This window comes from Halomonas sp. 328 (genome assembly GCF_015645095.1).
Taxonomy (GTDB): Bacteria; Pseudomonadota; Gammaproteobacteria; order Pseudomonadales; family Halomonadaceae; genus Bisbaumannia.
On the sequence record NZ_JADOTW010000007.1, the window covers coordinates 17,177 to 41,605 of the forward strand.

The 24,429-nt window shown below is 66.3% G+C and carries 31 protein-coding genes; 17 read left to right on the forward strand and 14 right to left on the reverse strand.

Annotation, left to right across the window (positions count from 1 at the left end; genetic code table 11):
* Positions 1 to 115: 115 nt before the first annotated feature.
* The 3 genes from chrA to IHD13_RS04615 form a co-directional block, all read right to left on the reverse strand.
* Positions 116 to 1,297, reverse strand: coding sequence for a chromate efflux transporter (gene chrA, locus IHD13_RS04605; protein WP_195859863.1), 1,182 nt, complete (start codon positions 1,295 to 1,297; stop codon positions 116 to 118).
* Positions 1,298 to 1,413: 116 nt separating this feature from the next.
* Positions 1,414 to 2,850 (reverse strand): aspartate ammonia-lyase, encoded by a 1,437-nt coding sequence (locus tag IHD13_RS04610; RefSeq protein WP_195859864.1) that lies wholly within the window; start codon positions 2,848 to 2,850, stop codon positions 1,414 to 1,416.
* A 134-nt stretch (positions 2,851 to 2,984) separates the two neighbouring features.
* Complete coding sequence (locus tag IHD13_RS04615) at positions 2,985 to 4,154, reverse strand: MFS transporter (RefSeq protein ID WP_195859865.1); 1,170 nt, start codon at positions 4,152 to 4,154, stop codon at positions 2,985 to 2,987.
* A gap of 154 nt (positions 4,155 to 4,308) precedes the next feature.
* On the opposite strand from IHD13_RS04615, the gene IHD13_RS04620 reads away from it, so the two are divergent.
* Together IHD13_RS04620 and IHD13_RS04625 are read left to right on the forward strand one after the other, a co-directional pair.
* Positions 4,309 to 5,280 carry a magnesium transporter CorA family protein gene (locus IHD13_RS04620; RefSeq protein WP_195859866.1) on the forward strand — a complete coding sequence of 324 codons (972 nt, stop codon included), beginning with the start codon at positions 4,309 to 4,311 and terminating at the stop codon, positions 5,278 to 5,280.
* Positions 5,281 to 5,345: 65 nt separating this feature from the next.
* Entirely contained in the window at positions 5,346 to 5,789 is a 444-nt protein-coding gene (locus tag IHD13_RS04625) for a hypothetical protein (RefSeq protein ID WP_195859867.1), read from the forward strand.
* A gap of 50 nt (positions 5,790 to 5,839) precedes the next feature.
* Here the strand turns inward: IHD13_RS04625 and IHD13_RS04630 are convergent, their stop codons facing one another.
* Positions 5,840 to 6,271: a YybH family protein gene (locus IHD13_RS04630; protein ID WP_195859868.1), complete on the reverse strand. Its 432-nt coding sequence runs from the start codon at positions 6,269 to 6,271 to the stop codon at positions 5,840 to 5,842.
* A gap of 245 nt (positions 6,272 to 6,516) precedes the next feature.
* On the opposite strand from IHD13_RS04630, the gene IHD13_RS04635 reads away from it, so the two are divergent.
* On the forward strand, positions 6,517 to 7,101 hold the full coding sequence (locus tag IHD13_RS04635; protein WP_195859869.1) for an NnrU family protein: 585 nt from the start codon (positions 6,517 to 6,519) through the stop codon (positions 7,099 to 7,101).
* Here IHD13_RS04635 and IHD13_RS04640 read toward each other — a convergent pair.
* The 5 genes from IHD13_RS04640 to IHD13_RS04660 all read right to left on the reverse strand — a co-directional run bounded on the left by IHD13_RS04640 (position 7,098) and on the right by IHD13_RS04660 (position 9,757).
* The gene (locus tag IHD13_RS04640) at positions 7,098 to 7,286 is read right to left on the reverse strand and encodes a DUF1289 domain-containing protein (protein WP_195859870.1); all 189 of its coding nucleotides are present in this window, start codon (positions 7,284 to 7,286) and stop codon (positions 7,098 to 7,100) included. The two genes, IHD13_RS04635 and IHD13_RS04640, sit on opposite strands and share 4 nt — an antisense overlap.
* Positions 7,283 to 7,696 carry an alternative ribosome rescue aminoacyl-tRNA hydrolase ArfB gene (gene arfB / locus IHD13_RS04645; RefSeq protein WP_195859871.1) on the reverse strand — a complete coding sequence of 138 codons (414 nt, stop codon included), beginning with the start codon at positions 7,694 to 7,696 and terminating at the stop codon, positions 7,283 to 7,285. Before arfB ends, IHD13_RS04640 begins: the two co-directional genes overlap by 4 nt.
* A 7-nt stretch (positions 7,697 to 7,703) precedes the next feature.
* Positions 7,704 to 7,919, reverse strand: a complete 216-nt coding sequence (locus IHD13_RS04650; RefSeq protein WP_146801484.1) for a DUF3820 family protein — start codon at positions 7,917 to 7,919, stop codon at positions 7,704 to 7,706.
* Between the two features lie 77 nt (positions 7,920 to 7,996).
* A complete protein-coding gene (locus tag IHD13_RS04655) occupies positions 7,997 to 8,764 on the reverse strand; it encodes a DUF1499 domain-containing protein (protein WP_195859872.1) in 768 nt (255 codons plus the stop codon).
* 189 nt (positions 8,765 to 8,953) lie between these two features.
* Positions 8,954 to 9,757 (reverse strand): EAL domain-containing protein, encoded by an 804-nt coding sequence (locus IHD13_RS04660; RefSeq protein ID WP_195859873.1) that lies wholly within the window; start codon positions 9,755 to 9,757, stop codon positions 8,954 to 8,956.
* 220 nt (positions 9,758 to 9,977) lie between these two features.
* Here IHD13_RS04660 and IHD13_RS04665 point away from each other — a divergent pair, with 220 nt between their 5' ends.
* From IHD13_RS04665 to IHD13_RS04680, 4 genes are all read left to right on the forward strand, one after another.
* Positions 9,978 to 10,316, forward strand: coding sequence for a hypothetical protein (locus IHD13_RS04665; protein WP_195859874.1), 339 nt, complete (start codon positions 9,978 to 9,980; stop codon positions 10,314 to 10,316).
* A gap of 101 nt (positions 10,317 to 10,417) precedes the next feature.
* Positions 10,418 to 11,149, forward strand: coding sequence for an oxygen-insensitive NADPH nitroreductase (nfsA, locus tag IHD13_RS04670; protein WP_195859875.1), 732 nt, complete (start codon positions 10,418 to 10,420; stop codon positions 11,147 to 11,149).
* 165 nt (positions 11,150 to 11,314) lie between these two features.
* Entirely contained in the window at positions 11,315 to 11,605 is a 291-nt protein-coding gene (locus IHD13_RS04675) for a nucleotidyltransferase family protein (protein WP_195859876.1), read from the forward strand.
* 62 nt (positions 11,606 to 11,667) lie between these two features.
* Positions 11,668 to 11,961, forward strand: a complete 294-nt coding sequence (locus IHD13_RS04680; protein ID WP_326838314.1) for a HepT-like ribonuclease domain-containing protein — start codon at positions 11,668 to 11,670, stop codon at positions 11,959 to 11,961.
* A 4-nt stretch (positions 11,962 to 11,965) separates the two neighbouring features.
* Here IHD13_RS04680 and IHD13_RS04685 read toward each other — a convergent pair whose 3' ends face one another.
* Positions 11,966 to 12,487, reverse strand: coding sequence for a YgjV family protein (locus IHD13_RS04685; protein WP_195859877.1), 522 nt, complete (start codon positions 12,485 to 12,487; stop codon positions 11,966 to 11,968).
* A gap of 152 nt (positions 12,488 to 12,639) precedes the next feature.
* Here IHD13_RS04685 and IHD13_RS04690 point away from each other — a divergent pair, with 152 nt between their 5' ends.
* The 5 genes from IHD13_RS04690 to IHD13_RS04710 all read left to right on the forward strand — a co-directional run bounded on the left by IHD13_RS04690 (position 12,640) and on the right by IHD13_RS04710 (position 17,170).
* Positions 12,640 to 13,206: a nucleoside deaminase gene (locus IHD13_RS04690; RefSeq protein WP_195859878.1), complete on the forward strand. Its 567-nt coding sequence runs from the start codon at positions 12,640 to 12,642 to the stop codon at positions 13,204 to 13,206.
* Positions 13,207 to 13,431: 225 nt separating this feature from the next.
* On the forward strand, positions 13,432 to 14,643 hold the full coding sequence (locus IHD13_RS04695; protein ID WP_195859879.1) for a DUF1835 domain-containing protein: 1,212 nt from the start codon (positions 13,432 to 13,434) through the stop codon (positions 14,641 to 14,643).
* Between the two features lie 143 nt (positions 14,644 to 14,786).
* The gene (locus IHD13_RS04700; RefSeq protein WP_195859880.1) at positions 14,787 to 15,620 is read left to right on the forward strand and encodes an AraC family transcriptional regulator; all 834 of its coding nucleotides are present in this window, start codon (positions 14,787 to 14,789) and stop codon (positions 15,618 to 15,620) included.
* A 15-nt stretch (positions 15,621 to 15,635) separates the two neighbouring features.
* Positions 15,636 to 16,250 carry a LysE family translocator gene (locus IHD13_RS04705; protein WP_195859881.1) on the forward strand — a complete coding sequence of 205 codons (615 nt, stop codon included), beginning with the start codon at positions 15,636 to 15,638 and terminating at the stop codon, positions 16,248 to 16,250.
* 287 nt (positions 16,251 to 16,537) lie between these two features.
* Positions 16,538 to 17,170 (forward strand): SDR family oxidoreductase, encoded by a 633-nt coding sequence (locus IHD13_RS04710; protein ID WP_195859882.1) that lies wholly within the window; start codon positions 16,538 to 16,540, stop codon positions 17,168 to 17,170.
* Between the two features lie 21 nt (positions 17,171 to 17,191).
* On the opposite strand, the gene IHD13_RS04715 is transcribed toward IHD13_RS04710, so the two are convergent.
* The 3 genes from IHD13_RS04715 to IHD13_RS04725 all read right to left on the reverse strand — a co-directional run bounded on the left by IHD13_RS04715 (position 17,192) and on the right by IHD13_RS04725 (position 19,775).
* Positions 17,192 to 17,809: a hypothetical protein gene (locus tag IHD13_RS04715; protein WP_195859883.1), complete on the reverse strand. Its 618-nt coding sequence runs from the start codon at positions 17,807 to 17,809 to the stop codon at positions 17,192 to 17,194.
* A 203-nt stretch (positions 17,810 to 18,012) separates the two neighbouring features.
* Complete coding sequence (locus tag IHD13_RS04720) at positions 18,013 to 19,212, reverse strand: MFS transporter (RefSeq protein WP_195859884.1); 1,200 nt, start codon at positions 19,210 to 19,212, stop codon at positions 18,013 to 18,015.
* The gene (locus IHD13_RS04725; protein WP_195859885.1) at positions 19,209 to 19,775 is read right to left on the reverse strand and encodes a TetR/AcrR family transcriptional regulator; all 567 of its coding nucleotides are present in this window, start codon (positions 19,773 to 19,775) and stop codon (positions 19,209 to 19,211) included. The genes IHD13_RS04720 and IHD13_RS04725 overlap by 4 nt, the downstream gene beginning before the upstream one ends.
* Before the next feature lie 274 nt (positions 19,776 to 20,049).
* On the opposite strand from IHD13_RS04725, the gene IHD13_RS04730 reads away from it, so the two are divergent.
* Entirely contained in the window at positions 20,050 to 21,333 is a 1,284-nt protein-coding gene (locus IHD13_RS04730) for an MFS transporter (RefSeq protein WP_195859886.1), read from the forward strand.
* Positions 21,334 to 21,401: 68 nt separating this feature from the next.
* On the opposite strand, the gene IHD13_RS04735 is transcribed toward IHD13_RS04730, so the two are convergent.
* Positions 21,402 to 21,614 (reverse strand): hypothetical protein, encoded by a 213-nt coding sequence (locus IHD13_RS04735; RefSeq protein ID WP_195859887.1) that lies wholly within the window; start codon positions 21,612 to 21,614, stop codon positions 21,402 to 21,404.
* Between the two features lie 308 nt (positions 21,615 to 21,922).
* Between IHD13_RS04735 and IHD13_RS04740 the strand changes: the two genes are divergently transcribed.
* The 4 genes from IHD13_RS04740 (at position 21,923) to IHD13_RS04755 (ending at position 24,419) form a co-directional block, all read left to right on the forward strand.
* Positions 21,923 to 22,255: a DUF427 domain-containing protein gene (locus tag IHD13_RS04740; protein WP_230086143.1), complete on the forward strand. Its 333-nt coding sequence runs from the start codon at positions 21,923 to 21,925 to the stop codon at positions 22,253 to 22,255.
* Between the two features lie 234 nt (positions 22,256 to 22,489).
* A complete protein-coding gene (locus IHD13_RS04745) occupies positions 22,490 to 23,368 on the forward strand; it encodes a hypothetical protein (protein WP_195859888.1) in 879 nt (292 codons plus the stop codon).
* A gap of 253 nt (positions 23,369 to 23,621) precedes the next feature.
* The gene (locus tag IHD13_RS04750) at positions 23,622 to 23,939 is read left to right on the forward strand and encodes an antibiotic biosynthesis monooxygenase family protein (protein ID WP_195859889.1); all 318 of its coding nucleotides are present in this window, start codon (positions 23,622 to 23,624) and stop codon (positions 23,937 to 23,939) included.
* A gap of 33 nt (positions 23,940 to 23,972) precedes the next feature.
* Positions 23,973 to 24,419 carry a hypothetical protein gene (locus IHD13_RS04755; protein WP_195859890.1) on the forward strand — a complete coding sequence of 149 codons (447 nt, stop codon included), beginning with the start codon at positions 23,973 to 23,975 and terminating at the stop codon, positions 24,417 to 24,419.
* The last annotated feature ends 10 nt before the right edge of the window (positions 24,420 to 24,429 follow it).

Below are 24,429 nucleotides of genomic sequence, written 5' to 3' on the forward strand. Positions count from 1 at the left end.
GATTCGCCCGCGCTTGCCCGTAGCCTAGACCAGCACCAGGCCGGGGGCGCGTCTTCCCCATGATCAGCGGGAATGCATATAGAAACAAGCCGTGGCGGCTTAACGCTGGGAGCGCTTAGAGCCCCAGCAGCACCGCCCCCAGCGGGCACACCAGCACCACCACCCAGGGCGGCAGCCGCCATACCGCCAGCAGCACGAAGCCCAGCAGCGCCAGGGCGAAGGCCGTCGGGCCGATCACCCCGGCGGTGAACACCGGCTGGTAGAGGGCCGCCCCCAGCAGGCCCACCACGGCGGCGTTGGTGCCGCGCAGGGCCGCCTGCATGGTCGGGCGGGCGCGCAGCTCGCCCCAGTAGGGCAGCGCCGCCAGCAGCAACAGCATCCCCGGCACGAAGAGCGCCACCAGGGCCAGCAGGGCGGTCGCGACGCCGCCCCCCTGGGTCACCATGCCCAGGTAGGCGGCGAAGGTGAACAGCGGGCCGGGCACCGCCTGGGCGGCGCCATAGCCGGCCAGGAAGTCGTCGGCGCTGACCCGGCCGGCCTGCACCATCTCCGCCTCCAGCAGCGGCAAGACCACATGGCCGCCGCCGAACACCAGGGCCCCGGCCCGGTAGAAGGCGTCCACCAGCCCCAGGGCCGAGGCGCCCAGCCAGACCAGCAGTGGCAGGCCCAGCAGCAGGGCGACGAAGAGCCCCAGGCAGCGGCGGGCGGTGCGCCGCGAGAGGGGCAGGGCCAGCGCCTCGCCGGCGCCGCCCTGACCGTCGCGACATAGCCACAGCCCCGCCAGGCCGCCCAGCAGGATGGCCCCCACCTGACCGCCGGCGCCGCCCACCAGGGCCACCACCAGTACCGCCGCCACCGCGATGCCGGCCCGGGGCCGGTCGGGGCAGAGGGTCTGGGCCATGCCCCAGACCGCATGGGCGACGATGGCCACGGCGACGATCTTCAGGCCCTGGATCAGGCTCGCGGCCAGGGGGCCGTCGAAGGCCGCCGCGCCCAGGGCGAAGGCCATCAGCAGCAGCGCCGAAGGCAGGGTAAAGGCGGCCCAGGCGGCGAGGGCCCCCCAGGGGCCGGCCCGCAGCAGGCCCAGGGCGAAGCCCACCTGGCTGCTGGCCGGCCCGGGCAGGAACTGGCAGAGCGCGACCAGGTCGGCGTAGGCACGCTCGTCGAGCCAGCGGCGCCGGGCGACGAACTCGTTGCGAAAGTAACCGAGGTGGGCGATGGGGCCACCGAAGGAGGTCAATCCCAGGGCCAGGAAGGCGCGAAACACCTCCCCGACCCCTCCCTTGGGTTCTGGCATGACGCAGACTCCTGCTGCCGTGAAATCGGCCCCGCAGTCTAGCCCGTCCCGGGACCGCGCCCCACCCCTGTCACGGAAGTTTCATCTCGGTCTGGCCGGGATCAGCCCAGCGGCACTTATCCCAGGGGCACCAGGCGCGGGGCGATCATATGCTCCGGGCGCAGGATATCGTCCAGGGTGGCGTCGTCGAGCAGCTGCTCCTCGCGCACCAGCTCCAGCACCCCACGGCCGGAGGCCAGGGCCTCCCGGGCGATGCGGGTGGCGTTCTCGTAGCCGATATAGGGGTTCAGGGCGGTGACCAGGCCGATGGAGTTCTCCACCAGCTCCCGGCAGCGCGCCTCGTTGGCGGTGATGCCCACCACGCAGTGCTCGCGCAGCATGTCCATGGCCCGGGTCAGCAGGCGGATGGAGTCGAAGATCTTGTAGGCGATCAGCGGCTCCATGACGTTGAGCTGCAGCTGGCCGCCCTCCGCCGCCATGGTCAGCGCCAGGTCGTTGCCGATCACCTCGAAGGCCACCTGGTTGACGGCCTCGGGAATCACCGGGTTGACCTTGCCCGGCATGATCGAGCTGCCCGGCTGGCGCGGCGGCAGGTTGATCTCGTTGAAGCCGGTGCGCGGGCCGCTGGAGAGCAGGCGCAGGTCGTTGCAGATCTTCGACAGCTTCACTGCCAGGCGCTTGAGCATGCCGGAGAAGAGCACGAAGGCGCCCATGTCGGAGGTGGCCTCGATCAGGTCCTGGGCCGGCACCAGGGGGTGGCCGCTGATCGCCGCCAGGCGCTCCACCGCCAGGCGCTGGTAGCGCGGGTCGGCGTTGATGCCGGTGCCGATGGCGGTGCCTCCCAGGTTGACCTCGCAGAGCAGTGCCGGCACCTGCTTGGTCAGGTGGCCCAGGTCCTCGCCCAGGGTATTGGCATAGGCGTGGAACTCCTGTCCCAGGGTCATGGGCACCGCGTCCTGGAGCTGGGTGCGGCCCATCTTCAGCACCTCGGCGAACGCCTCGCCCTTGGCGGAGAAGGCCAGGCAGAGCTTCTCCAGGCTGGCCAGCAGGGAGTCGTGGCCGAGCAGCAGGCCCAGGCGGATCGCCGTGGGGTAGGCGTCGTTGGTGGACTGGGCCATGTTGACGTCGTTGTTGGGGTGCAGGTGGCGATACTCCCCCTTGGCGTGACCGAGGAATTCCAGGCCCAGGTTGGCGATCACCTCGTTGGCGTTCATGTTGGTGGAGGTGCCGGCGCCGCCCTGGATCATGTCCACCACGAACTGGTCATGGTGCTCGCCGTCGATCACCCGCTGGCAGGCGTGGCCGATGGCTCGGAAGCGCTCGCTGTCCAGGTGCCCCAGGCGGTGGTTGGCGCCGGCGGCGGCCTGCTTGACCATGGCCAGGGCGATCACCAGCTTGGGGTAATGAGAGAGCGGCACGCCGCTGAGGTGAAAGTTGTTCACCGCGCGCAGGGTCTGGATGCCGTAATAGGCCTCGGCCGGGACCTCCAGGGTACCCAGCAGGTCGCGCTCTTCGCGGGTGGCGGGGGAAACGGCGGGGGCGACGTCACTCATCTTCGACTCTCGGCAAGGTCAGGGGGTTGAATGGCGCTCACGCTACCGAGTCGCCCGGTCGCTGACCAATGCCGTTGTCTTGGGCGTCATGCCGTCCCGGAATCATGTCGACCGGGCATGGGGCATGCCGCCGCTCAACGCCCCCGGGCGAGGCGCCAGAGCAGGGCCACGCCCAGCAGCAAGAGCCCCATCAGTGCCGCCAGCAGCCAGGGGAAGGCCTGGGCGCCGGCGCTGTCCAGCAGGGGGCCGGTCAGCGAGGGTACCAGCATGGCGCCCAGGCCGCTGGCCAGGAACACCAGGCCGGTGCGCTTGCCGCTCATGCTCATCAGCCGGTTGCACAGGCTGAACAGGGTGGGAAAGATCGCCGAGGCGGCCAGGCCATAGCCCAGGGCGATCAGCCACAGGGGCAGCCAGGGCATGGCCAGGGCGCTGGCCAGGCCCAGTCCCAGGCAGCCCAGCAGCAGCCACCAGGGCGAGATCAGGCGCAGCAGCGGGATCGCCAGCAGGCGTCCCGCCGACAGCGCCAGCCAGAATAGGGTGACCAGCAGGGCGGCGCCCTCCCCGGGCTCGCCCTGGAGGACCGCATAGGCGGTAATCCAGCCGGCGAAGGTGATCTCGGCGCCCACATAGAGGGAAAACAGCAGCATCAGGGTGCCCAGCAGGCGCGTATCGCCGCGGCCTGGCGAGGGCGTCGCCCGCTCCCCGCCCGCCGCGTCGCTCCTGTCGGCCTCGGGAGGGCGCGGGCCGGGATCGCGGCGCAGCCAGAACAGCAGGCTCAGGCCATAGAGCCCCACCAGCCAGAAGGCCCACTGGAACTGGCCGGTCCAGTGAATGGCCGCCACCACCGCCAGGGGGGCGAGCATATTGCCCAGGGCGAAACAGAAGTGCAGGGCGCTGATGTAGGGGCCCGCCGCCTGGCGGTGGGTCCATAGCAGCAGGGTATTGCTGCCGGCGTTGATCGACACTTCGGCGAAGCCCATCACGAAGATCACCCCGATCAGCAGGCCCAGGGAGGGGCTCAGGGGGGCCAGGCCCAGCCCCAGGGCCATGATCACCACCATGGCCATCAGCACCGGGTGGCCGGGCAGGCGATCCACCAGCACGCCGACGCTCACCGAGCCGAGCATGTTGCCCAGGGCGCGGGCGGTGAACAGCAGGGCGATCTGGCTCATGCTGGCGCCGGTCATCTCGGCCAGGTGTGGCAGGGCGGGGCCCAGCAGGCCGCCGGTCAGGCCGATGGCGACGAAGGCCAGGAAGTAGGTGAGAGTGACGCGGCGGTGGTAGGCGGACTGGAATAGCGGCATGGACCTTCCCTGAGACATACGCGAGGCAAAGCGCCCCATGCTGCCGCAAGCCCGGGGAAAAGTCCTCCGCCCCCCGGCAAAAACTCGCGGCGGAGGGTGCAAGGCGCAGCGGCATCGCCTATCGTCGGGACAACGCTCAGCGCAGGGAGGCCCCATGATTCGAGGCATGTTGATTACCGGTGAGGGAGAGGCGGTCCGCGGCGGCGAAGCATTGATCGACCGCTGGCGGGAGGATCCCGACAGTCGGCTGTGGCTCGACCTGGAGGGGGAGGCGCCGGCTCGGGAGCGGGCCCTGCTGGAGGCTTTCGGCTGCCACCCCATGGCCATCGACGATGCCCACCGCGAACGCCACCCACCCAAGGTCGAGGAGTTCGAGACCCATGCCCTGATCCTCTACCGGGGGATCGCCTCCTTCGATGCCGAGCTCAATTTCGTGCCCCAACAGGTGGCCTACTTCATCGGCGAGCGCTACCTGATCAGCCTGCACCCGGGCACCGCCCACAGCATCGAGGGGTTGCTCGATAACGGCGAGGGCGAGCGCCTGCTGGGGCACTCCCCGGAGTTCGTGGCCCTCAAGGCGATGTATCTTTCGGCGGGCTTCTACCTGGATAGCCTGCTGGAGTTCGAGGAGGTGCTCAGCGACCTGGAGGATAGCCTGCTGGAAGGGGGCAGCGATGCCTTGATGCGCCGCATCGTGGCCTACAAGTCACGGCTGGTGAAGATGCGTCGGGTCTTCAACTACCACGTCGGCATTACCCAGGAGCTCACCGCCTACGACTACAGCCACCTGCCCCGGGAGGCGGACGAGACCCTGCATGCCATCAAGGATGTCCACGAGCGCTTCGAGCGCCTCTACAGCCTGAGCCAGATGTACTACGACATCTGTGGCGACCTGGTGGATGGCTACCTCTCGCTCTCTTCCCACCGCCTCAACAACACCATGCGCATCCTGACGGTGATCACCGCCATCTTCGTGCCGCTGACCTTCCTGGCCGGGGTCTACGGCATGAACTTCGAGCATATGCCGGAGCTGGCCTACCGCCATGCCTACTTCGTGGTCTTGGGGGTCATGGCGACCATCGGCCTGGGGCTGCTGTGGCTGTTTCGGCGCTGGCGCTGGATATAACGGCGCCGGGAACGCTGGCGCACTATGCTGGGGGAGCGACCCTGTACAGCCAAGGGAGGTCTGTCATGTCGATCACAACCCTGTCCCGAGGGGCGCTGCTCGGCGCCCTGTTACTGCCCGCCGCGGCCCTGGCCGCCGAGGGCCACGACCTGGTCTTCCAGGGCGACGCCAGTTTCCAGGGGCCCCATGGCGGCCAGGCCATCGCCGTGGCCCTGGTGGAGGCCGAGAGCGGCGAAGTGGTGGCGCGCCAGGAGGGCAGCGTCGCCGGCGAGGGCGAGATGGCCTTCGCCTTCGAGTTCCCCGGTGCCCTGATGGCCGGAACCGCCTATGAGGTCCACTACTGGATCGACTCCAACTTCGGTGGTGGCAGCGAGGGTGTCTGCGATGCCATGAGCCATGATCACCAGTGGCGGGTGGCCCTGGACGCGGTGGAAGATGACCTGACCCATACCGAGGATCATGCCCCCGGGCGCATGGACGAGGTGTGCGGGACCTTTATGCCGGAGTGATGCCGGGAGGCAGGAGGCGGCCCCGGGCCCTGGCCCGGGGCCGAGTCGTGTCAGGGGGCAAGGTCGAAGAGGGCACGGCCGTTCTGGGGATCGAAGGGCGCCGAATGGTGCTCGTGCACCAGCTTCCAGTGGCCCTCGATGCGCCTCAATCCGGCGCTCATGCGCAGCCAGCCGGCGTCCGCTTCATTGCCGCCGCAGCGTACCAGGGCGTGACAGAAGGCGAGATTACCCTCGGCATAGATGATCTCCTCGTGCAGCTCGAAGGTCATCGCTCCCGGGCACTGGGCCAGGCAGGCTTCCCAGTGCTGGCGGTAGGCTTCCCGTCCCTTGAACTGCAGCTGGGCGATGGCATCGAAGGCGACGATCTCGGCGGCGTAATGGGCGGTAATGGCATCGATGTCCTTGGCGCGTACCGCTGCCGCCCAGTCGTCCAGCAACTCCATGACCGCGGCTTCGGCGGACAGGCCGGTATGTGTGTTCATGGGGACTCTCCTCGGGATGATGGATTCCTAGTGTGGCACTCGTGTATCGAGCCCGGGGCCATCAGATCGACATCGGGCCGTCATCCCGCGGCAGGCGGTAACGGCGGGGCGGGCGTCGTGGCGAGGGATCTGGCATGCTGGGGCACCGGACGGGTCAGGACACAGGGCCCGCCGTCGACACGTCGTGCGACACTTCGTGCGACACTTCGTGCGACCCTATCGTGACCTGGCAAGGAGCTCCCCCCATGACCGTGATGATTCTCGGCCTCGTGATTTTCCTCGGCATGCATTCCGTGCGCATCGTCGCCGACGATTGGCGACGCGACCAGATCGCCCGCCTCGGTGAGTGGTCCTGGAAGGGGGTCTATTCGTTGGTCTCGGTGGTGGGCCTGGCGCTGGCCATCTGGGGGTTCGGCCAGATGCGCCTCGATCCGACCTTCGTCTGGTTCCCGCCCATGGGGCTGCGCCATGGGGTGGCACTGCTGATGCTTCCCGCCTTTATCCTGCTGGTGGCGGCCTATGTGCCGGGCAATGCCATCCGTGCCCGGCTCGGCCACCCCATGCTGCTGGCGGTGAAGCTGTGGGCCTTCGCCCACCTGCTGGCCAACGGGCGCCTGGGGGATATCGTCTTCTTCGGCGCCTTCCTGGCCTGGGCCATCGTCGCCTTCGCCGCGGCCCGACGCCGTGACCGGGCCGCCGGCCTGGTGGCACCGGCCGGGCGGTGGCCGGCGACCCTGGCGACCCTGGTGATCGGCCTGGTCGCCTATTGGCTCTTCGCCATGCACCTGCACGTCTGGGTCACCGGCGTGCCGGCCATCGCCATGGGCTAATCGGTAGCGTCCCGGGCCCCGGCTTCCAGGCGTCGCCAGACCGCCGCCTTTTCGGCCTCCGTCATGCCGCCCCAGCGGACGATCTCGTCGAGGGTGCGGCGGCAGCCGCGGCAGCACTGGGTCGCCTCGTCGAGTTGGCAGGCCCGAATGCAGGGGGAAACGGGGCGCGTGGCCGTCGGGGTCATAGCTTGACCTTGCCGCGCAGCGCCTTGGTCTTGCCCTTCTGGGTCTTCTTGTCGACCCGGCGACGCTGGGACCCCTTGGTGGGGCGGGTGGCCTTGCGGCTCTTCTGGGTCTTCACCGCCTCGAGAATCAGCGCCCGGAGGCGGCGCAGGGCGTCTTCCTTGTTGAGCTCCAGGGTGCGATGGCTCTGGGCCTTGATGACGATCACCCCCTCCTTGCTGATGCGCTGGTCGGAGAGCGCCATCAGCCGCTCCTTGTAGAAGGGCGGCAGGCTGGAGCGGGGGATATCGAAGCGCAGGTGCACCGCCGAGGCCACCTTGTTGACGTTCTGGCCACCGGCGCCCTGGGCGCGGATCTGGGTGATCTCGATCTCCCAGTCGGCCAGGGAGACGTTATTGGAGAGTCGCAGCATGTTCGCCTCAGTGCCCCCGGCGCAGGGGCGCCAGCAGGTCGTTCAGGCCGTTGTGATCGATCTCGTGCATCAGCTGCAACAGGCGCCCCAGCTCGCTCTTGGGGAAGCCCTCCCGGGCGAACCAGGCCAGGTAGGGGCCGGGCAGGTCGGCGATCACCCGTCCGGCATACTTGCCGAAGGGCATCTTCAGGGTGACCAGCCGCTCCAGGTCTTGCGGATTCACGGCAGACTCCTCTCGAGGATGGGCGGCCTACTCTACGGCTTCCCGGCGAGTTCGGCCAGGGCGCCATCCGGCAGCCACTAGCCGTTTCTGAGTAGCTGACGCTCGAGGGCGTCGAGGAACTCCTGGATGCGCAGGGCGTTGGTGCCCAGGTCGCTGCGCCCCAGTCGCGAGGCGGAGCGCATGTCCACGCGCACGCCCGCATCGCTCTCGGTGAGGCGCAGCACCACATCGTCCTTGAAGCCGAACCAGGTGGTGGACGCGGTGGCCTCCAGGGTGGTGTCGTCGACCCGGGCGATCTCCCAGCCCCGCTCGCGCATCATGGTCTCGGCGGTCAGCAGGATCCGCGGCTTGGGGGCATCCACTATCCGCGGGGCCAGGTCGGGATAGGCCCGGCGCTGCTGGGCGGCGAAGGCGCGGGGATAGCCGACGGCATTGGGGGCCGCTTCGCGGGGCGCCACCAGGGCGATAAAGGCCGGTGGGTCGTCCAGGTCGGTGGTGATATCGTGGATCGGCGGTACCGCCTGAGCGCGTTGCAGGTGCTGCAGTGGTACCACCAGCAGGGTGGCCACCATCACCAGTACCAGGCCGCCGATCAGGGCGGGACGCGGGCGTCGATACCAGGCCGCCACGCACAAGGCCAGCACCGCCGTTCCCGCGGCGGCGATCGCCACATAGGCGCCCTGGCGCAGCAGGCCGAGGGCCTGGCCCAGGTCGAGGAGGTCGAGGCGATAGGCCGGCCCCGCGCCGCCCATCAACAGCGCGGCCAGGCCCAGCAGCAGCACACTCAGCGCTGCCAGGCCGGCCGGCCAGCGGCCGCCCCGGGCATAGGGCTCGAGAATCACCATCTCATGCCTCCGTGCGTGAGAAAGTCTCAGGTTACCAAGGCCAGATTACGCCCTTCCGCCTTGGCGCGATAGAGGGCCTTGTCGGCGCGCTCGAGGCACACCTCCCACTCCTGGCGATACTCCTGCTCGGCTTCGCCGCCGATGGGGCAGCGCGAATGATGCGGGGCAGGTTGTCCTGGGGAGACAGTGTCAGCGGCATGCCGAGACTCCTCTCAAGCGAGGCGGGGCGAAGCCTGCCTCCAGCCGTGCTTCCAGGCCATCGGCCAGGGCATCCAGGGCGGGGCGCGCGAAATGGTAGCCCTGCTGCAGGGCGATGCCCGCCTCGAACAGCCAGCAGGCCTCTCCGGCCTCTTCCACGCCCTCGGCGATCAGGGTCAAGTCCAGTTCCCGGGCCAGGGACACCAGGGCACGAATCAGGGTCTGGCGACGCGGATCCCGGTGGCAGCCCATGATCAACTGGCGGTCGAGCTTGAGCTTGTCCGGGTACAGCTCGGTCAGCAGGTCCAGATTGGCATGGCCGGTGCCGAAGTCGTCCAGGGCGACTCGGAAGCCCATGCGGCGATAGGCATCGATGATGCCGCGTACATGGGGGCGGTCCTGGATGCGCTCCGACTCGACGATCTCGAAGATCAACCGCTCCTTGGGCCAGCCGACCCGTTCGGAGACCGCCAGGGTCGCCTGGATGCAGGCCTCCGGCTCATAGACGGCATTGGGCAGGAAGTTGATCGACAGGGACTCCCGCATGCCCAGGCGGCTGGCCTGCTCGATCGCCTTGACCCGGCAGGCCTGGTCGAAGCGGTAGAGCAGGTCGTCGGTGACCTGGGCCAGTACCTGGCCCGCCGGCTCTCCCCGGGGGCCGCGCACCAGGGCCTCGTAGGCATGGATGCATCGCCGCTGCAGGTCGACGATGGGCTGAAAGGCCATGGTGAAGTCGAAGGGAAGGGCCCCTTCGCAGCGCTTACATCGGCCATTGAATCGTGCGCAGTGTCCCATGGATGCCTCCTCGATATGCCCAGGGGTGTCGCATCCGGGCAGCGGAGACCCAACGGCTGGATGCTCTAATATGTGTTTCCAATGTTAGCTGTGTATCATATTTGTACAAGTATTATTTGCCATAACGCGCTAATGGTCTCCCGTCACAGCGCATACCGCGGGCGTTATCGGCAGACGGGCTGATACCCTGGGCGCTGAATTTCCACCGCACGAGAATGCCATGGCCCCTTCGACCCTCGAGCCCGACGCCCTGCGTCGGCTACTGTGCTCGCTGCCCGACGCGCAATTGCCGCTGACCTACCAGCAGGCGGCGGAGGCCCTGGGCCTGACACCACCTCGCACCATTCAGCGGGTCGCCCTGGCCCTGGAGGTGCTGATGCGCGAGGACGTGGCCGCCGGCCGCCCGCTGATCGCCGCCCTGGTGGTCAGTCGCCGCGGCGGCCAGCCGGCCCGGGGCTTCTTCGACCTGGCCGTGGCGCTGGGGCGCTTCCCGGCCGATCCGGCCCATCATGCCGAGGCCTATCGGCAAGAGCTGGCACGGGCCCTGGCCGAGCGGTGATCTTTGCGAAATAATAAGCAAGATAACTAAGTCCGTCGGGTGACGCGGCCGTCGAACGGCATGGCGTCGCCCCACGTCAGGCGAACGACTCACGAGGTCCCATGAATCCCACCATCGAACTGCTGAAGTCCCACCGCTCGATCCGCAAGTTCACCGAGCAGAAGATTCCCCACGAGCTGCTGGTGGAGTTGATTCGCGCCGGTCAGGGCGCCGCCACTTCCAGTCATGTGCAGGCCTATAGCGTTATCCATGTGACCCAGCCCGAGAACCGCGAGACGCTCGCCGAGCTGGCCGGTGGCCAGGGCTACGTGGCCGGTGCCTCCGACTTCCTGGTGTTCTGCGCCGACATGAAGCGCCCCACCGAGGCCGCCGAGCGCACCGGCGCCAAGGTCGTGCGCGGCATGACCGAGCAGTTGCTGGTGGCCAGCGTCGACGTGGCACTGATGGCTCAGAACGTGGCCATCGCCGCGGAATCCGAAGGGCTCGGCATCTGCTATATCGGCGGCATCCGCAACAACCCCGCCGCCGTCAGCGACCTGCTGCGCCTGCCCAAGCATGTCTACCCGGTGTTCGGCATGTGCCTGGGCTACCCGGCTCACCAGCCGGACATCAAGCCGCGCCTGCCGGTGGAGGCGATCCTCAAGGAGGATTATTACCGCGATGACCGCGAGCAGGTGGAGGCCTTCGACGAGACCATGCACGCCTACTACCAGGCGCGAAAGGGCGGCAACAAGGACAGCAACTGGTCGCAGAACCTCACCCCCCTGTTCGACAGCAAGCTGCGCGCCCATATGCGCGACTTCCTGATCGAGCGCGGCTTCGAGATGAAGTAAAGCGCCGCGGCCCGCCGCCATGATGGCGGTGGGCCGGGCGTCAAGGCAGGACCGGCCGGCTGAATAGGGCACCGTATTCGTCTCTGGGTATCACCATGGCCCCATGCTAGGCTGACTCAGGTGAACTAGCCGGTTCCGTGCATGCCGGTAAGGAGGTGCCATCCGATGAACCGAGCGAGAACCCTGCAGCTGTTGCGGGAACATATGCCGACCCTGGCCGAGGACTATGCCGTCAGGTCCCTGGCCCTCTTCGGTTCCATGTCTCGCGATGAGGCCCGAGCCGATAGCGATATCGATATCCTGGTGAGCTTCGATGGACCGGCGACCTCGGCTCGTTACTTCGGGGTGCAGTTCTACCTGGAAGACCTGCTTGGCCACCCGGTGGACCTGGTGACCGACAAGGCACTGCGTCCCGAACTCCAGCCCTATGTCGAGCGCGAGGCGCTGCGTGTCTGAGTCCCGCCTCCAGCGCGAATGGCGCTTCTATGTTGACGACATGATTGGATTCGCCGAGTAAAGTGCTTTCCTATACGGACGGCCTGGCTCAGGACGACTTTATTGCCCACGACCTGACCTATGATGCCACGCTGCGTAACCTCGAACTGATCGGCGAGACGGCGACGCGTATCCCCGAGACGGTTCGCCAGCGTTACTCGCATATTCCCTGGCGGATGATCGTGGCCACACGCAATCGCCTGATCCATGCCTATCTGGGGATCGATGACGATACGGTGTGGAGCATTATCCAGGACAATATTCCCGAGCTGCTTGAGCAGTTACGAGATATCCAGCGCCAGAATCCATCGAAGTGAATCGTCAAGGCAGGACCGGCCGGCCGTCGCGTCTCAGGCGCAGGATGGTGACGACGTTGGTGATGAAGATCAGCGATTCGGCCAGGGTGCCGCCGATGGAGCCCGCCAGTAGGTTGCTGAGTACCCAGCAGAAGGCCGCCACCGCCAGGGTCACCCGCATGGCGATGCCGCGCAGCATGAACATGCCCCAGGTGCCCAGCAGGCCCGCCGCCAGGGCCGGCAGGTCCCGCGGCCCGCTCCAGGTCAGCGCCGCCACCGCCAGGGTGGCGAGCAGCATCCCCACCATCAGCCCCCGGTGACGGGGAAAGCGGCGCACCAGGGCGATGCGCACCACGATCAGCGCCGAGATCCCCGCCGCCACCCAGCTCTCGAGCAGGGCGAACTGGGTGGCAAAGGCCACATTGGCGAACAGCAGCAGTACGAACAGCTTGTCATCGCGCTTGCTGGCGAAGGCGATCACGCACAGCGCCAGGGCCACCAGGCTGACGCCCTGGCCCGCCAGCCACCTCAGGCTGAGTTCTTCCATGCGTGCCGCTCCCCCGCAACGCTTCCATCGACCGCCCTAGCCTGGCGGTTTCCCCCGGCCCTGCCAAGCCTCTCGGTGCCTTGTCGCTTTCACCGCCGATACCGCTAAGATGGGGGGACTTGCCCCAAGACCCCGGATCGAACGGAGACGAGATGGAACCGCTACTTCATGCCGGCACGCCGGTCACCGAGGCCGCCCTGGCCGCCATCGCCCATATGCCCACCGCCAGCCTGCCGATGCTGATGGATGACGACTTCGCCCGACGCTTGAGCGATGCCGAGCTGATGCGCATTGCCGTGCTGCTGGCCGAGAAGAGCCGCGCCGAGGGCGGCTGCCCGATCGGCGCGGTGATCATCGACAATGCCACCCGGCGCATCGTCGGCAAGGGGCACAACACCCTGGTCCAGGAAGATCATCCCTACAACCATGGCGAGACCGCCGCCATCCGCGATGCCGGACGCCTCGACTTCAGCCAGACCACCCTCTTCACCTCCCTGAGCCCCTGCGATATCTGCGCGACCCTGCTCTACATGCGTGGCTTCGCCCGGGTGGTGGTGGGCGACATCACCAATGCCTCGGGCAACGAGGGCCTGCTGCGCAGCAAGGGCCTGCGGGTCGATATCCTCGAGGACGCCCGTGGTGTCGAGGGCTACGCCCGCTTCCGCGCCGAGCAGCCACAACTGGACCTCGAAGACTGGAAAGGCAGGAGTGCCCTATGACGACCCTGGTAATCGGCGCCAATGGCCAGATCAGTCGCCAGGGCTGGGCCCTGCCGTGAAGCCGGCGCCTCCTCCGGTTGACTCCTCTCCGCGTTCGGGCGAGGCTAAGGGCCGCGCCGTCTAGGCGTCCCCGTCCGCGGAAAGGGCTGCGCCCATCGCTTTCAATCGACTTCCCCATACGACTCCCGGCCTGTCCGGCGGACGCAGGCATATGGAGGGATTCGTATGACCACGCTTCCCCGGCCGGATGCCAGGTCTCATGGCCGCTTCAATCTCGAGCAGCAGCGCAAGCGCGCCAAGGAACTGCTCAAGGCGGTGCGGGCCGACGACCCGGACGCCCTGGCACGCATCCTGTGCCAACTCCCGCCCCGCGAGACGCCGCTGCGGCTCGCCGATGCCCAGTTCGTGATCGCTCGGGAATGCGGCTTTGCCAGCTGGCCCAGGCTCAAGGCCCATACCGAAGCGCTCGATACGTCACGGCGGCTGGTCGCCGAGCGCGGCGACCAGGAGCAGACCACCCTGCATATCCGCTGCGGCTCGGACATTGAACCCGGTCTGCGCACCGCCGGCTTCCGCGGCGATTTCCTCGAGTTCTCCGACCCCTTCTGCCTGGGGCCGCTGCGCGACCTGCCCCCCAAGGAACTGATGCGGTTGCGAGCGCATTACCTGGCGGAGGTCTCCGGCATGGCCGAGCGTGATGCCCTGGCCCGCCTGCGCAGGAGCTACGAGGCACTGGACGACCTGGCTCGCTTTGAACGGGTGGTGCTGTGGTTCGAGCACGACAGCTACGACCAGTTGATCCTCGCTTACCTGCTGCACCGCCTGCATCTGGCTCCGCCCAGGGCACGGATCGAGCTGATCGCCGTAGAAAGCGTCCCCGGCGTCGAGCGCTTTATCGGCATCGGCCAGCTCGCCCCGGACCTGCTGGCCTGGCTATGGCGGCAGCGCCGCCCCGTCGAGGCGCCGCTGCTCGAACTGGGCAGCCGGGCCTGGGCGGCGCTGACCGCCGATCGCTCCGAGCCTCTGGAAACCCTGATCGCCACCGGCACGCCGGCCCTGCCGATGCTGGGCAAGGCACTCGCGCGCCATCTGCAGGAGTTGCCGGACGCGGCGTCCGGTCTGGGTTTCACCGAGCGCCTTACCCTGGCGATCGTCCGCGACCGGGGCCCGCTGCCGGTGGGTCAGGCCTTCTCGTTGCTGATGCGCGACTACGAGCCGCTGCCCTACCTGGGCGACCTGATGTTCTGGTGGCTGCTCCAGCCGTTGATCACGGCGCCCCGGCCGGCACTGGCGATTACCGAGCCCCACCGGGACTGGCCCCATCGCCGCCTCGCCCTGACCGAGCTCGGCCGTGACCTTCTCGAAGGGGAGCGACACTGGCTCGATCAGGCCCCCGGCGAGCGCTGGGTAGGCGGAATACGTATTTCACCACGCTAGTCATGGGGCCAGCCCCGACCTGTCGGGGGCCCAGATGGCGGGGGGGCTTGGGCGGATTGCCGGGCAGTGGCGCAATATTGTCCAAGCCCGCGGTGTCGCCTTGGGCCTAAGCTATGCCTGAGTGGCGTTCTGGGAGGCATGGCATGACGCAGCAATCCAGCCGGTTCGATTATTTCAAGAGCCGGCATAACCCCGAGCTAACGGTGCTCCGGGCGGCGATGAGCGACTTCAGCTACGACCGCCATGCCCATGAGGAGTATGCCTTCGGCGTTACCCTCACCGGGCGCCAGGACTTCTTCAGCGGCGGGCAGTTTCACCGCAGCCCGCCCGGCAACACCATCCATTTCGCTCCCGAGCAGGCCCACGACGGGCACCCGGGCGACGACAGCCGGCTGGGCTATGTGATGGTCTATGTGCCTCCCGCCCAGCTCGAGGCCTCGTTCGCCGACGCGGCGGGCGGCGAGTGGGCCGCCCGCTTCCGCAGCGGCGAGACCCTGATGGCGGATGCCGAGCTGCGGGGCGCCATCCTCGAGCTGGCGCAGCTGGTGACCCGGCGGGTCGGCACGCGTATCGACCAGGAACACGCCCTGCATTGCATGGCGACACGCCTGGTGCAGCGGGCCGGCAAGTTCCAGCCCGGCGGCACGGTGAGCCGGCCCGATGCGCTGCTGCTGCGCGCCAAGGAGTACATCCTCGCGCACCTGGAGGCGGACCCGTCGCTGGACGAGATCAGCCGGGCCGCGCACCTCTCCAAGTACCACTTCCTGCGCCTGTTCCGTCAGCAGTTCGGCATCACGCCGCACCAGTACGTGCTCAGTTGCCGGGTCAATGCCGCGCGCCACGCCCTGGAGGCCGGTGTGACGCCCAATGAGGCGGCCTTCCGCTACGGCTTTACCGACCTCAGCCACTTCAACCGCCGCTTCAAGCGCATCTACGGCAAGACGCCCTACCAGTACCAGCGCAGCATCGCCCAGTAACCCGAGGTATTCCCCATGTTGGAGATCGTCGCCTATGCCCTGGGCGTCATGTACACGCCTGGGCCTGTGAACCTGCTCGGCCTGAATGCGGGCCTCAACGGCCAGGGCCGTACCTCCCTCGGCTTCTTCGTCGGGGTGGGCGCGGCCATGCTGACGCTGTTCCTGATCTTCGGCTGGGTCGGGGCGGCCTGGGTGCGCGGCGACCTGCTCGCCGTGGTGGGTGCCCTGGGCTGCGGCTATATCCTCTACCTGGCCATCAAGATCGCCCGCTCGACCATCGACCCCGGCGCCGTGCGGCAGGCGCCGCGGGTGCTGCAGTTTCGCGATGGCCTGATCATGCAGCTCTGCAACCCCAAGGCGCTGGTCGCGACCCTGCCGATCGTCACCATCCAGTTCCCCGCCGCCGGCATCCAGGGCGTGGCCTTGCTGCCCTGGTCGCTGGGACTGGCGATCCTCGCCTTCGGCGCCCCCGGCAGCTATGCGCTGATGGGCACCGTGGTCGGGCAGCGTCTCGACGACCCGCGGCTGCTTAAGGGCTTTAGCCTGGCGATGGCGGCCCTGCTGCTGGGCGTCGCGTTTTCCATCGGCTATGAGAACGTCTGGTTACCTGTGTTATCCGGCGTCAGTTGATGGATCGCCCTTCACGCCAGCCCCGTCTCGGGTCCATATTCGTCACCCTCGCGAGAGGCTGTTATCGTCACGGGCAGGCCGGCTCGGCGGCTCTCGGCCTGGGGCTGATCGGCGCCGCCGTGCTCGGCACGACGCTGTATTTCGTGCTGATACGCGGCATTGGCCGAGGCGGATGGTGACGCTCGCGGGTGAGTGCCGAATGAAGCGGCTCGACGTGGCCCTCGGGGTATCGCGACACCATGCAAGCCGCAACGGGATCTCGACGACTGGAAAGGAAGGAGTGCCCTATGACGACCCTGGTGATCGGCGCCAACGGCCAGATCGGCCGCCAGTTCTGCGCCCTGGCCGCGGAGGCCGGCGAGCCGATTCGCGCCATGCTGCGCTCGGCGGAGCAGCGGCCCTGGTTCGAGGAGCGTGGCATCGATACCGTGATCGCCGACCTGGAAGGCGACTTCGCTCACGCCCTCGATGGCTGCGACCAACTGCTCTTCACCGCCGGCTCCGGCCCCCACACCGGCGCCGACAAGACCCTGTTGATCGACCTCTATGGCGCCATCCGCAGCATCGAGGCGGCCCGTGAGCGGGGCCTCTCCCGCTACCTGATGGTCAGCGCCATGCGCGCCGATGACCCCCAGGCCGCTCCCGAGGCGCTGCGCCCCTATATGGCCGCCAAGTTCGCCGCCGACGCCTACCTGCGTGCCTCCGGCCTGCCCCATGTGATCCTCAAGCCGGGGCGCCTCACCGACGAACCTGCCACCCAGCGGGTCGCTGCCTCCCTGGAGGAGACCGGCGGCGAGAACACCATCTCCCGGGCCAACGTGGCCCATGCCCTGCTGCATCTGGTCAAGGCGCGGCAACGGGTCGACCGCGAGTTCGTGCTGCTCGACGGCCGGCGCTCCCTCGCCGAGGTGCTGGCCTGAGTGCCATCCCCGCCGCGGGCCTCAGTGCGGGTGATGCGCGCAGGTCACCCTGGGGTTGAAGGGCTCGAGGTTGCCGTTGGGGTTGTCGCGGAACCACAGGTGCTGATCGAAATGGGCCGTGAAACCGTGGGCCTCGTCGACCGCGGTGGCCGGGTCGTTGACCATGAAGTCCCAGGTGCGCCCGGCCAGCGTCGGCGGCCCCTCGTGGCCCGCGGCCTCCCAGGCCGCCTGGAACACCAGGTTCTCGACCCCGACCAGCACCATTGAGCCGTCTTCCTGGGGTTCGTAGAGCAGGATGGCGGGGTTCATGAAGTCGGTATGGGTGCCGGTGCCATCGACCCGCGGCGCCGTCGCGGTGATACCGAGCAGGTCGGGACGAAAGTAGTGGATGCCCATGTCCCCCAGTTCGGCGGGCATGCCATGGGCTGCCGCCGTCGCGCACTCCCCGGAGGGATCCGGGATATAGCCCTCCGCCAGGGCCACCTCGACGTCCTCGAAGCGTAGGGTGGCGGCGCGCACCGACTCGATCAGCGCCGTCACCTCCGCACTCTGAACATTGCCCGTCGGCGCATACGCCGCCACCAGGGGCGCCGCCGCCAGCCCCACCATCAACATGCCTCCCCACAGGACTGCACGCATTGATTGCTCCTCCCGGCCTCGCCGGGCCGGCCGCACCGGGCAGGACGCCCGCCAGCGTTACCCCCGGGCCCCCTCGCGGCCGAGAAGAGGGCGGCCCGAAACGCCATTGTCATCCCTGTCACTATAGTGGAGCCGAGGCTGGGGCGGGGAGGCCTGAGGGCCGGAATAAGGTCGCCGCGGGCCTGGTTCCCGGAACCATACACCTAGGCTTGCGGCTGCATGCCCATCGGCGCACTAGGCCGGTCGCCCACCTCCCGTAGCAGCCAGACCCCCAGGGCGGCGATGGCCAGCCCCAGGAGGGCGAAGAGCATAAAGGTGGTGACATGGCCTTCGGCGCCGACCAGCCAGCCGGCCAGCGGCGAGCCGGCGACCTGGCCCACCGAGGTGGCCAGCAGCGGCAGCACCGGGGCGAAGGCGGGGGCCTCGGTCATGATCTGGGTGCTCCTGACCAGGTAGAAGCCGCTGAGGGTCATGTAGCCGGCACCGAACAGCGCCGCGGAAACCAGGGCGTAGCCGAAGTGGCCGGGATCGATCACCAGCAGCGCCAGGCCGGCGGACATCACGGTGAGGGCGATGGCATGGCTCGTGGCCGGGCCGCAGCGGGTGATCAGGTCGCCGGCGCTGGCCCCGGAGAGCCCGCCCAGGCCCACCGCCAGCCACATCCAGGCGGTCTGGCTCGCGGCAAGCCCGCCGGCGTTGACCACCGCATCGGGGGCGAATACCCAGTAGGCCGCGCTGACGACCCCCACACCGACGGCCAGGCCACTCAGCCGGGCGATGCCCAGCCACTGGGCCCGACTGACCGGCGCGGCCAGCAGGCGGGGGCGCGAGAGTGAGGTGTGCCGTTCATCCCGAGGCAGGTAGTAGAGGGCCGCCAGGGCGCCGATGGCCGCCAGGGCGGCGAAGCCGGTATAGGCGCTGCGCCAGGCCTCGGCCCAGAGCAGCACCGCCGGCATGGCAAGCGCGATCCCCAGGCTGGTGCCCGCATTGATGGTGGCATTGACTCGCCCGCGCAGGTCGGCCGGTACCACCCGATAAACCGCCTGCGCCATCACCGGTGACGATAGCCCGGTGCTGATCCCGCAGGTCAGCACGCCGGCGGCCAGCAGCAGCGAGGACGGCGCCTGGGCGATCATGATCAGGCCGACGCCGGCCAGGCCGGCGGCCGCGACCCCGGTGCGGCGCACGCCGAGGCGCCGCGTCACCAGCGGGGCGACGAGGATCGTGAAGACGAAGCTCAGGAAGGGCAGGGCGCCGATCACCCCCGCCATGGTGGCGGTGATTGTCAGCTCGTCGCGCATCGCCGGCAGGAAGAGTCCGAACACGAAGCGTGCCAGGCCGTAGGTGATGGCGATGATCCCGCTGCCGAGGGCCGCCATGCCGAGAGGAGAGAGGGGCCTCATTGGGCATCGCTCCGCGCCATCGCGATCAGGGTCTCGGCCAGGGCCCGGGTATCGGCCAGGGCCGTGGCGGTATCCAGCAGGGCCACCGCCGTATTGCTGCCCTCCAGCACCATAAAGAGGCGCCGCGCCAGGCCGGGGTGGTGGTCCAGCCCGTCGCGGGCCACCGCGGCCTCCAGGCGAGCCAGCAGGTCGTTCTTGGCGGTCGCCGCCAGGGCATGAAGCTCGGCATTGTGCTCGGCGAACTCGCCCATCGCCTTGGCCATGATGCAGCCGTGCTGGCTGTGGTGCTCAAGCCAGTCACCGTGGGCATCGATCAACGCCAGGGTCTCCTGTCCCGGCGCCGCCGCGGCCATGGCCGCCTCCAGGCTGGCGATAAAGCGCTCGTGCCGGGCCGTCAGCACCGCCGCCACCAGGGCCTCCTTGGAAGCGAAGTGGTTGTAGAGCGTCATGCGCACCACCCCGGCCGCCGCCACGATGCGGTCGATGCCCGTGGCGTGGAAGCCCTGCTCATAGAAGAGCCGTTCGGCGGTGGCGAGCAGTTGGTCGCGTTTCGAGGCAGGCATCGGCGGTCGCTCCTGTATAGACCGATCTATCTAAATGCGCGACCATAAAAGTACAGTGCTCCCGGGGCCGTCAATCACTGTTTCGGCGTGTCCGCCACGCGGTCGTTTCGGGTAGGGATCGACGTCGTTCTCGGCAATAAGCCGACACTTCGCCCCCGAAAGGCAGGCCAGGGTGGGGCCGATGGTGGGGCTCTCGGGTGGACCTGTCGACTCGCGCCTTTGGCGTGGCGCATGACGACCATCAACTTCGTAGCGGGACCGAGGGGGGAGCACAATGAGGCTGTCGAGCACAGGGTTCGCGATTTTCGGGGCCGCGCTGATCGCGATCAGTTACGGGCTGGCCCGCTTCGCCTTCGGGCTCTTCGTGCCGCCGATCCGCGAGGAGCTGGGCCTCACCTCCTCCATGATCGGCATCATCGGGGCGCTACCCTTGATCAGCTTCCTGCTAGCCACGGTGGTGGCGCCGCTGATCACCGACATCCTGGGGGCCCGCTACGCGGCGGTGCTCTCCGGTGCCTTCGGCGTCGCCGGGCTGGCGCTGATCAGCCAGGCCAGCGGCCCGCTGATGCTGGGGGCGGGGGTGTTCGCCTGCGGGGTCTGCACCGGCCTGATGATGCCCGCGCTGACGGCGGCCATGCAGGCGATCGTGAAACGCTCGCTGCATGGGCGGGTCAGCTCGGTGATGAACGCGGGGACCAGCATCGGCGTGATGGTGGCGGTGCCCACGGTGCTCTTCATGGTCGGCGCCTGGCGCCTCGCCTATGTCTCCTTCGCCGTCCTGGCCGCCCTCGGGGTGATCGCCGCCTGGCTCTTCCTGCCGTCGGTCTCGCGGATCGTGCCGGCGAACGCCGCGCCGCCGCCGCCGATCAGCGAGCTGCCCTGGTCGCGTCTGATCAGGCTCTCGCTGTTCGCCTACCTGATGGGGCTCGTCTCCTCCGCCTACTGGATCTTCGCCCCCGACCTGGTGGTCAGTCTCGGTGGCCTGCCCGCCAGTGCCACCGCCTGGCTCTGGCTCGCGGTGGGCGTCGCCGGCCTGGGCGGTGCCGTGGTCGCCGACCTGGCCGATCGCAACAACCCGCCCATTACCCAGGCCCTGATGTTGATGATGCTCTCCGCCAGCCTGGCCCTGCTCGCGGCGAGCCCCGCCCAACCGCTGCTGACGGCCTTCTCCGCGCTGGTCTTCGGCCTGGCGTACATGAGCCTGACGGGGCTCTACCTGATGACCGGCATTCGCCTCCTGCCCGGCCGGCTGTCGGCGGGACCGGTGCTGCCCTTTATGGCGGTCTCGTTGGGGCAGGCGACCGGCTCGCCCTTGGTCGGTGGGCTGGTGGAAGGCTTCGGCTATGCCGATGCCTTCGCCATGTTCGCCGCGCTGGGCATCCTGGTGGCCGTGCTCTCGCCCTTTTACCCGGGCGCCATCGCCCAGGCGGACGAGGAAGAGGTCGAGGAGGAGAGCGGTCTCCAGGCGGCCTATGACCACCAGCTCCAGAACGAGGAGGGCGAACCGCTGGAGGATCCCCTCGAGGAGGAAGACGAGGCGCCTACCGCCACGTCATGAGGGGAGCGGGCAGCCGGCCACCCAGGGCCAGGCTGCCCTCGCGTCCCTGCCGACGCCTTGCCCGGTGGTCACTCGGGGTGCCCGTCGAAGACGGCGATGGCCTCGTCCAGGCTGGTGGCCACGGCGTTCCACGGCAGCGGCGATCCGGCGAAGTGGCAGTGGTAGAGCGCCTCGTCGTCGATCTCGACACGATGGATGCGGTTGCCTCGATCGTCCTGCCAGCAGTCGGCATGGACCTGCTGCCAGTGGGGGGCGAGCGGGGCGAAGATGGCGATGTTCATGATGGCTTCCCTCCTCCAGTCGCTCGAGTCTGGCGTCGGCTCAGGGCGCTTTTGGTTGCCTATGACTTAGACACTATCAGGGCGACGATCCTTTCAGGGCTTGCCTGGACAGGCGAAACCGAGATGCCTCGTATCGCTCCTACCCTCGGTTGCGCGACCCGGTTTCTCCAGTGTAGGACAGAATGGAAACAGTAGGTAACATTTAATTACATCTCCGCGTTGTTTCCCTGCCTGGGACTCAGCATCCTTCGGTGCTAGTCTGGGACGGACACCGATAACGACACCGCCACTACGCAAGGGATGCCCCTATGGCGATGGATTCCACCGAACCCCGTATCACCCTGCACCCGCACTCCCGCCGGGTGCGCGTGGTGATCGACGGCACCCTGATCGCCGATACCACCCGCGCCATCGAGCTCCGCGAACGCGGCTACCCGCCGCGCCAGTACCTCCCCCGCGACGATGTGCGGATGGAGCTGCTGACCCCCTCCGAGACGGTGACCCACTGCCCCTTCAAGGGCGATGCGACCTACTTCTCGTTTGGTGAGCACCAGGACGCGGCCTGGAGTTATCAACAACCGTTGGAGGGGATGGAGGCGATTGACGGACGGGTGGTGTTTTATAAGGGCGTGAGCGAATGACGGTTATCGGCCTGAAGTGGCCTTGTCGGCAAAGGCAGCAGGCACGTTCATTGGGGGGATGCAGCATTCACGGTGATTGGTGTTATTTTTCCGAGTTATACTTAATTTTCAGGATTTTCAACAAGATAAAATGTGCTCGATGTTCAGCATAATATTGTTGAACGCGCATGCGCACTCAAGTGGAGTATCAAGCATGCTATACAATATAACTGTTAGCGATACCAAAAGGACCATATGACAGATAAGAAGCTACAGGGGCTAATGAAGGACTCCGTTCGTGAAGCAAGAAACGCTTTGCGGAGCTTGGACCGTTTGATGCATGGCGTGGCCATGATTATCGTCCTCATAGGTATAGTTTTCATTCTTGCTAGTGCAGTTTCAACAACGATTCTAACCGCCGTTTCAATGGTGATTGTTTTCTCCGTGTCGCTGGCTGTTTATATCAGTACACAAAGCTTCGGAGAGGGCGCCTTGGCGTTAATTTTTGGTTTGGTGGGTATATTTTCGGTTGAATGGACAACTGGCGGGTTAGTGGCATTCAACTTTGCATGGGTAGCATTTTCCGGCCTGGCCTTCATAATTGCAGGAATTCGGTCTGCAGGAGATCTTCAGGTTATTATGCGAGATGCTGCACAGAGACTAGCTGAATGCCCTAGAGACGTTGCGAATAAGGAAAAGAAGATCGATGACTTGGTTTATAAACACCAAATTGGATCGATAGGAGCTGAAGGAGTGGCCAAGATCATTCGCCTGCTTGCCTATCGTGGCGTTTCAGAGGATCTATTTAGCCCTGTTATTGAAGAAACTGGGAGGTTGGTAAAGTTTACCAGAATCTCATACGACAAGCTGAGTGCTTTTCTTATTGACTTGATTCGGCGATTTGAGGTCGGCACAGTCTCCGAATTTGTAGCGATCGCACAAGAGGTTCGTCAGATTCTTGATTCTGTGAAAGCGACTCCGGAGGAGTTCTTTGCTAGTTATGAGGAGAGTCGCAGCCTCCTCTTGGGGGACAGAGTAGATCACCACCGATTCTTTGTGGCATTGGGGCAAGCCATAGATGAGGGTGTCCAAATTCAGCATGTTCATGCTCGCGTCTCAGAGTTGCTGGGCTAACAACAGCGTCAACGCGGACCGACTTCTCCGCTGACGCTCCAAAGCCGTCCGGTTACGCTGGGCGTAAGGCTGTAGAAAAAGTCCAGGTGCTTCGAGGTGGGTGCGCTCGTTAACAAAGTATAATTAGATGTTATGATGAGAGCTGGTCTGGATTATATGAGAGAGTGTGGAAATTAGTGGAAAAATTAACTAAACAGGGGGTTGAAAGGCTCGTGCCTTTTTCTACAGCCTCGTTAAGTGACTAGAGGGAATTATGTCAGAGATTTCCAAAACCCCTGAGCCTCCATACTACGCGGTGATTTTCAGTAGTCATCGCACGGAGGGTGACAATGGGTACACTGCAATGGCTGAACGAATGGTGGAGTTGGCATCAGAGCAACCAGGTTTTCTGGGTGTTGAGTCTGCTAGAGAGAATGTGGGTATCACTGTGTCGTACTGGGAAAATCTTGAGGCAATCATCAACTGGAAGAGAAATATTGAGCATCGCGAAGCCCAGCGGCTCGGCCATCAGCAATGGTATTCCACTTTTCGGGTTCGGGTGGCAAAGGTTGAGCGTGAGTATGGGGTTTAACCTTGTCTTTATATTCCAATAAGAGAGTGTTTTATGTCTTTTGTTGTTTTTTTCTTGGTTGTCATGGGTTTGTTTTTTCTTAGTTTTCTGTTGGAGTTTTTTAGGTTTGAGCATGGTGTTCCAATTGCTTTAGTGGATTTGATGTTTTTCCCGCTAACGATGGTGTTGTGTTTTTTGGGTTTGAAGGCGGTGTTTGAGATGGGGAGGAAAGGGGGGCGCGTTGCTGAACTCGAAATAAGTAATCCGTTGTCTACCTTCGCGTGGATTTCAATCATGGCTATCCCGTTTTCAGTTTGGGTCGCTTGGAATGTTAGAGAAGGGAGTATATCCCCTTTTGGACCTTTTTCTTTGGGAAGGGGTGGGGTGGTTCATGGATATACCATAATGTCTTTTGGCGCTTCTCTCGTAATTATGTGGATTTTTATTTTTTTGAAAGTGGCTTTAAAGGTGGTTAGGGGGAAGGGGGGTAGTCGTCTTTAGGCGTGTTTTG

Coding starts and splice junctions, on each gene's coding strand:
- chrA (WP_195859863.1), bottom strand. CDS start 1,297: ATGCCAGAACCCAAGGGAGGGGTCGGGGAGGTGTTTCGCGCCTTCCTG.
- IHD13_RS04610 (WP_195859864.1), bottom strand. CDS start 2,850: ATGAGTGACGTCGCCCCCGCCGTTTCCCCCGCCACCCGCGAAGAGCGC.
- IHD13_RS04615 (WP_195859865.1), bottom strand. CDS start 4,154: ATGCCGCTATTCCAGTCCGCCTACCACCGCCGCGTCACTCTCACCTAC.
- IHD13_RS04620 (WP_195859866.1), top strand. CDS start 4,309: ATGATTCGAGGCATGTTGATTACCGGTGAGGGAGAGGCGGTCCGCGGC.
- IHD13_RS04625 (WP_195859867.1), top strand. CDS start 5,346: ATGTCGATCACAACCCTGTCCCGAGGGGCGCTGCTCGGCGCCCTGTTA.
- IHD13_RS04630 (WP_195859868.1), bottom strand. CDS start 6,271: ATGAACACACATACCGGCCTGTCCGCCGAAGCCGCGGTCATGGAGTTG.
- IHD13_RS04635 (WP_195859869.1), top strand. CDS start 6,517: ATGACCGTGATGATTCTCGGCCTCGTGATTTTCCTCGGCATGCATTCC.
- IHD13_RS04640 (WP_195859870.1), bottom strand. CDS start 7,286: ATGACCCCGACGGCCACGCGCCCCGTTTCCCCCTGCATTCGGGCCTGC.
- arfB (WP_195859871.1), bottom strand. CDS start 7,696: ATGCTGCGACTCTCCAATAACGTCTCCCTGGCCGACTGGGAGATCGAG.
- IHD13_RS04655 (WP_195859872.1), bottom strand. CDS start 8,764: ATGGTGATTCTCGAGCCCTATGCCCGGGGCGGCCGCTGGCCGGCCGGC.
- IHD13_RS04660 (WP_195859873.1), bottom strand. CDS start 9,757: ATGGGACACTGCGCACGATTCAATGGCCGATGTAAGCGCTGCGAAGGG.
- IHD13_RS04665 (WP_195859874.1), top strand. CDS start 9,978: ATGGCCCCTTCGACCCTCGAGCCCGACGCCCTGCGTCGGCTACTGTGC.
- nfsA (WP_195859875.1), top strand. CDS start 10,418: ATGAATCCCACCATCGAACTGCTGAAGTCCCACCGCTCGATCCGCAAG.
- IHD13_RS04675 (WP_195859876.1), top strand. CDS start 11,315: ATGAACCGAGCGAGAACCCTGCAGCTGTTGCGGGAACATATGCCGACC.
- IHD13_RS04685 (WP_195859877.1), bottom strand. CDS start 12,487: ATGGAAGAACTCAGCCTGAGGTGGCTGGCGGGCCAGGGCGTCAGCCTG.
- IHD13_RS04690 (WP_195859878.1), top strand. CDS start 12,640: ATGGAACCGCTACTTCATGCCGGCACGCCGGTCACCGAGGCCGCCCTG.
- IHD13_RS04695 (WP_195859879.1), top strand. CDS start 13,432: ATGACCACGCTTCCCCGGCCGGATGCCAGGTCTCATGGCCGCTTCAAT.
- IHD13_RS04700 (WP_195859880.1), top strand. CDS start 14,787: ATGACGCAGCAATCCAGCCGGTTCGATTATTTCAAGAGCCGGCATAAC.
- IHD13_RS04705 (WP_195859881.1), top strand. CDS start 15,636: ATGTTGGAGATCGTCGCCTATGCCCTGGGCGTCATGTACACGCCTGGG.
- IHD13_RS04710 (WP_195859882.1), top strand. CDS start 16,538: ATGACGACCCTGGTGATCGGCGCCAACGGCCAGATCGGCCGCCAGTTC.
- IHD13_RS04715 (WP_195859883.1), bottom strand. CDS start 17,809: ATGCGTGCAGTCCTGTGGGGAGGCATGTTGATGGTGGGGCTGGCGGCG.
- IHD13_RS04720 (WP_195859884.1), bottom strand. CDS start 19,212: ATGAGGCCCCTCTCTCCTCTCGGCATGGCGGCCCTCGGCAGCGGGATC.
- IHD13_RS04725 (WP_195859885.1), bottom strand. CDS start 19,775: ATGCCTGCCTCGAAACGCGACCAACTGCTCGCCACCGCCGAACGGCTC.
- IHD13_RS04730 (WP_195859886.1), top strand. CDS start 20,050: ATGAGGCTGTCGAGCACAGGGTTCGCGATTTTCGGGGCCGCGCTGATC.
- IHD13_RS04735 (WP_195859887.1), bottom strand. CDS start 21,614: ATGAACATCGCCATCTTCGCCCCGCTCGCCCCCCACTGGCAGCAGGTC.
- IHD13_RS04740 (WP_230086143.1), top strand. CDS start 21,923: ATGGCGATGGATTCCACCGAACCCCGTATCACCCTGCACCCGCACTCC.
- IHD13_RS04745 (WP_195859888.1), top strand. CDS start 22,490: ATGACAGATAAGAAGCTACAGGGGCTAATGAAGGACTCCGTTCGTGAA.
- IHD13_RS04750 (WP_195859889.1), top strand. CDS start 23,622: ATGTCAGAGATTTCCAAAACCCCTGAGCCTCCATACTACGCGGTGATT.
- IHD13_RS04755 (WP_195859890.1), top strand. CDS start 23,973: ATGTCTTTTGTTGTTTTTTTCTTGGTTGTCATGGGTTTGTTTTTTCTT.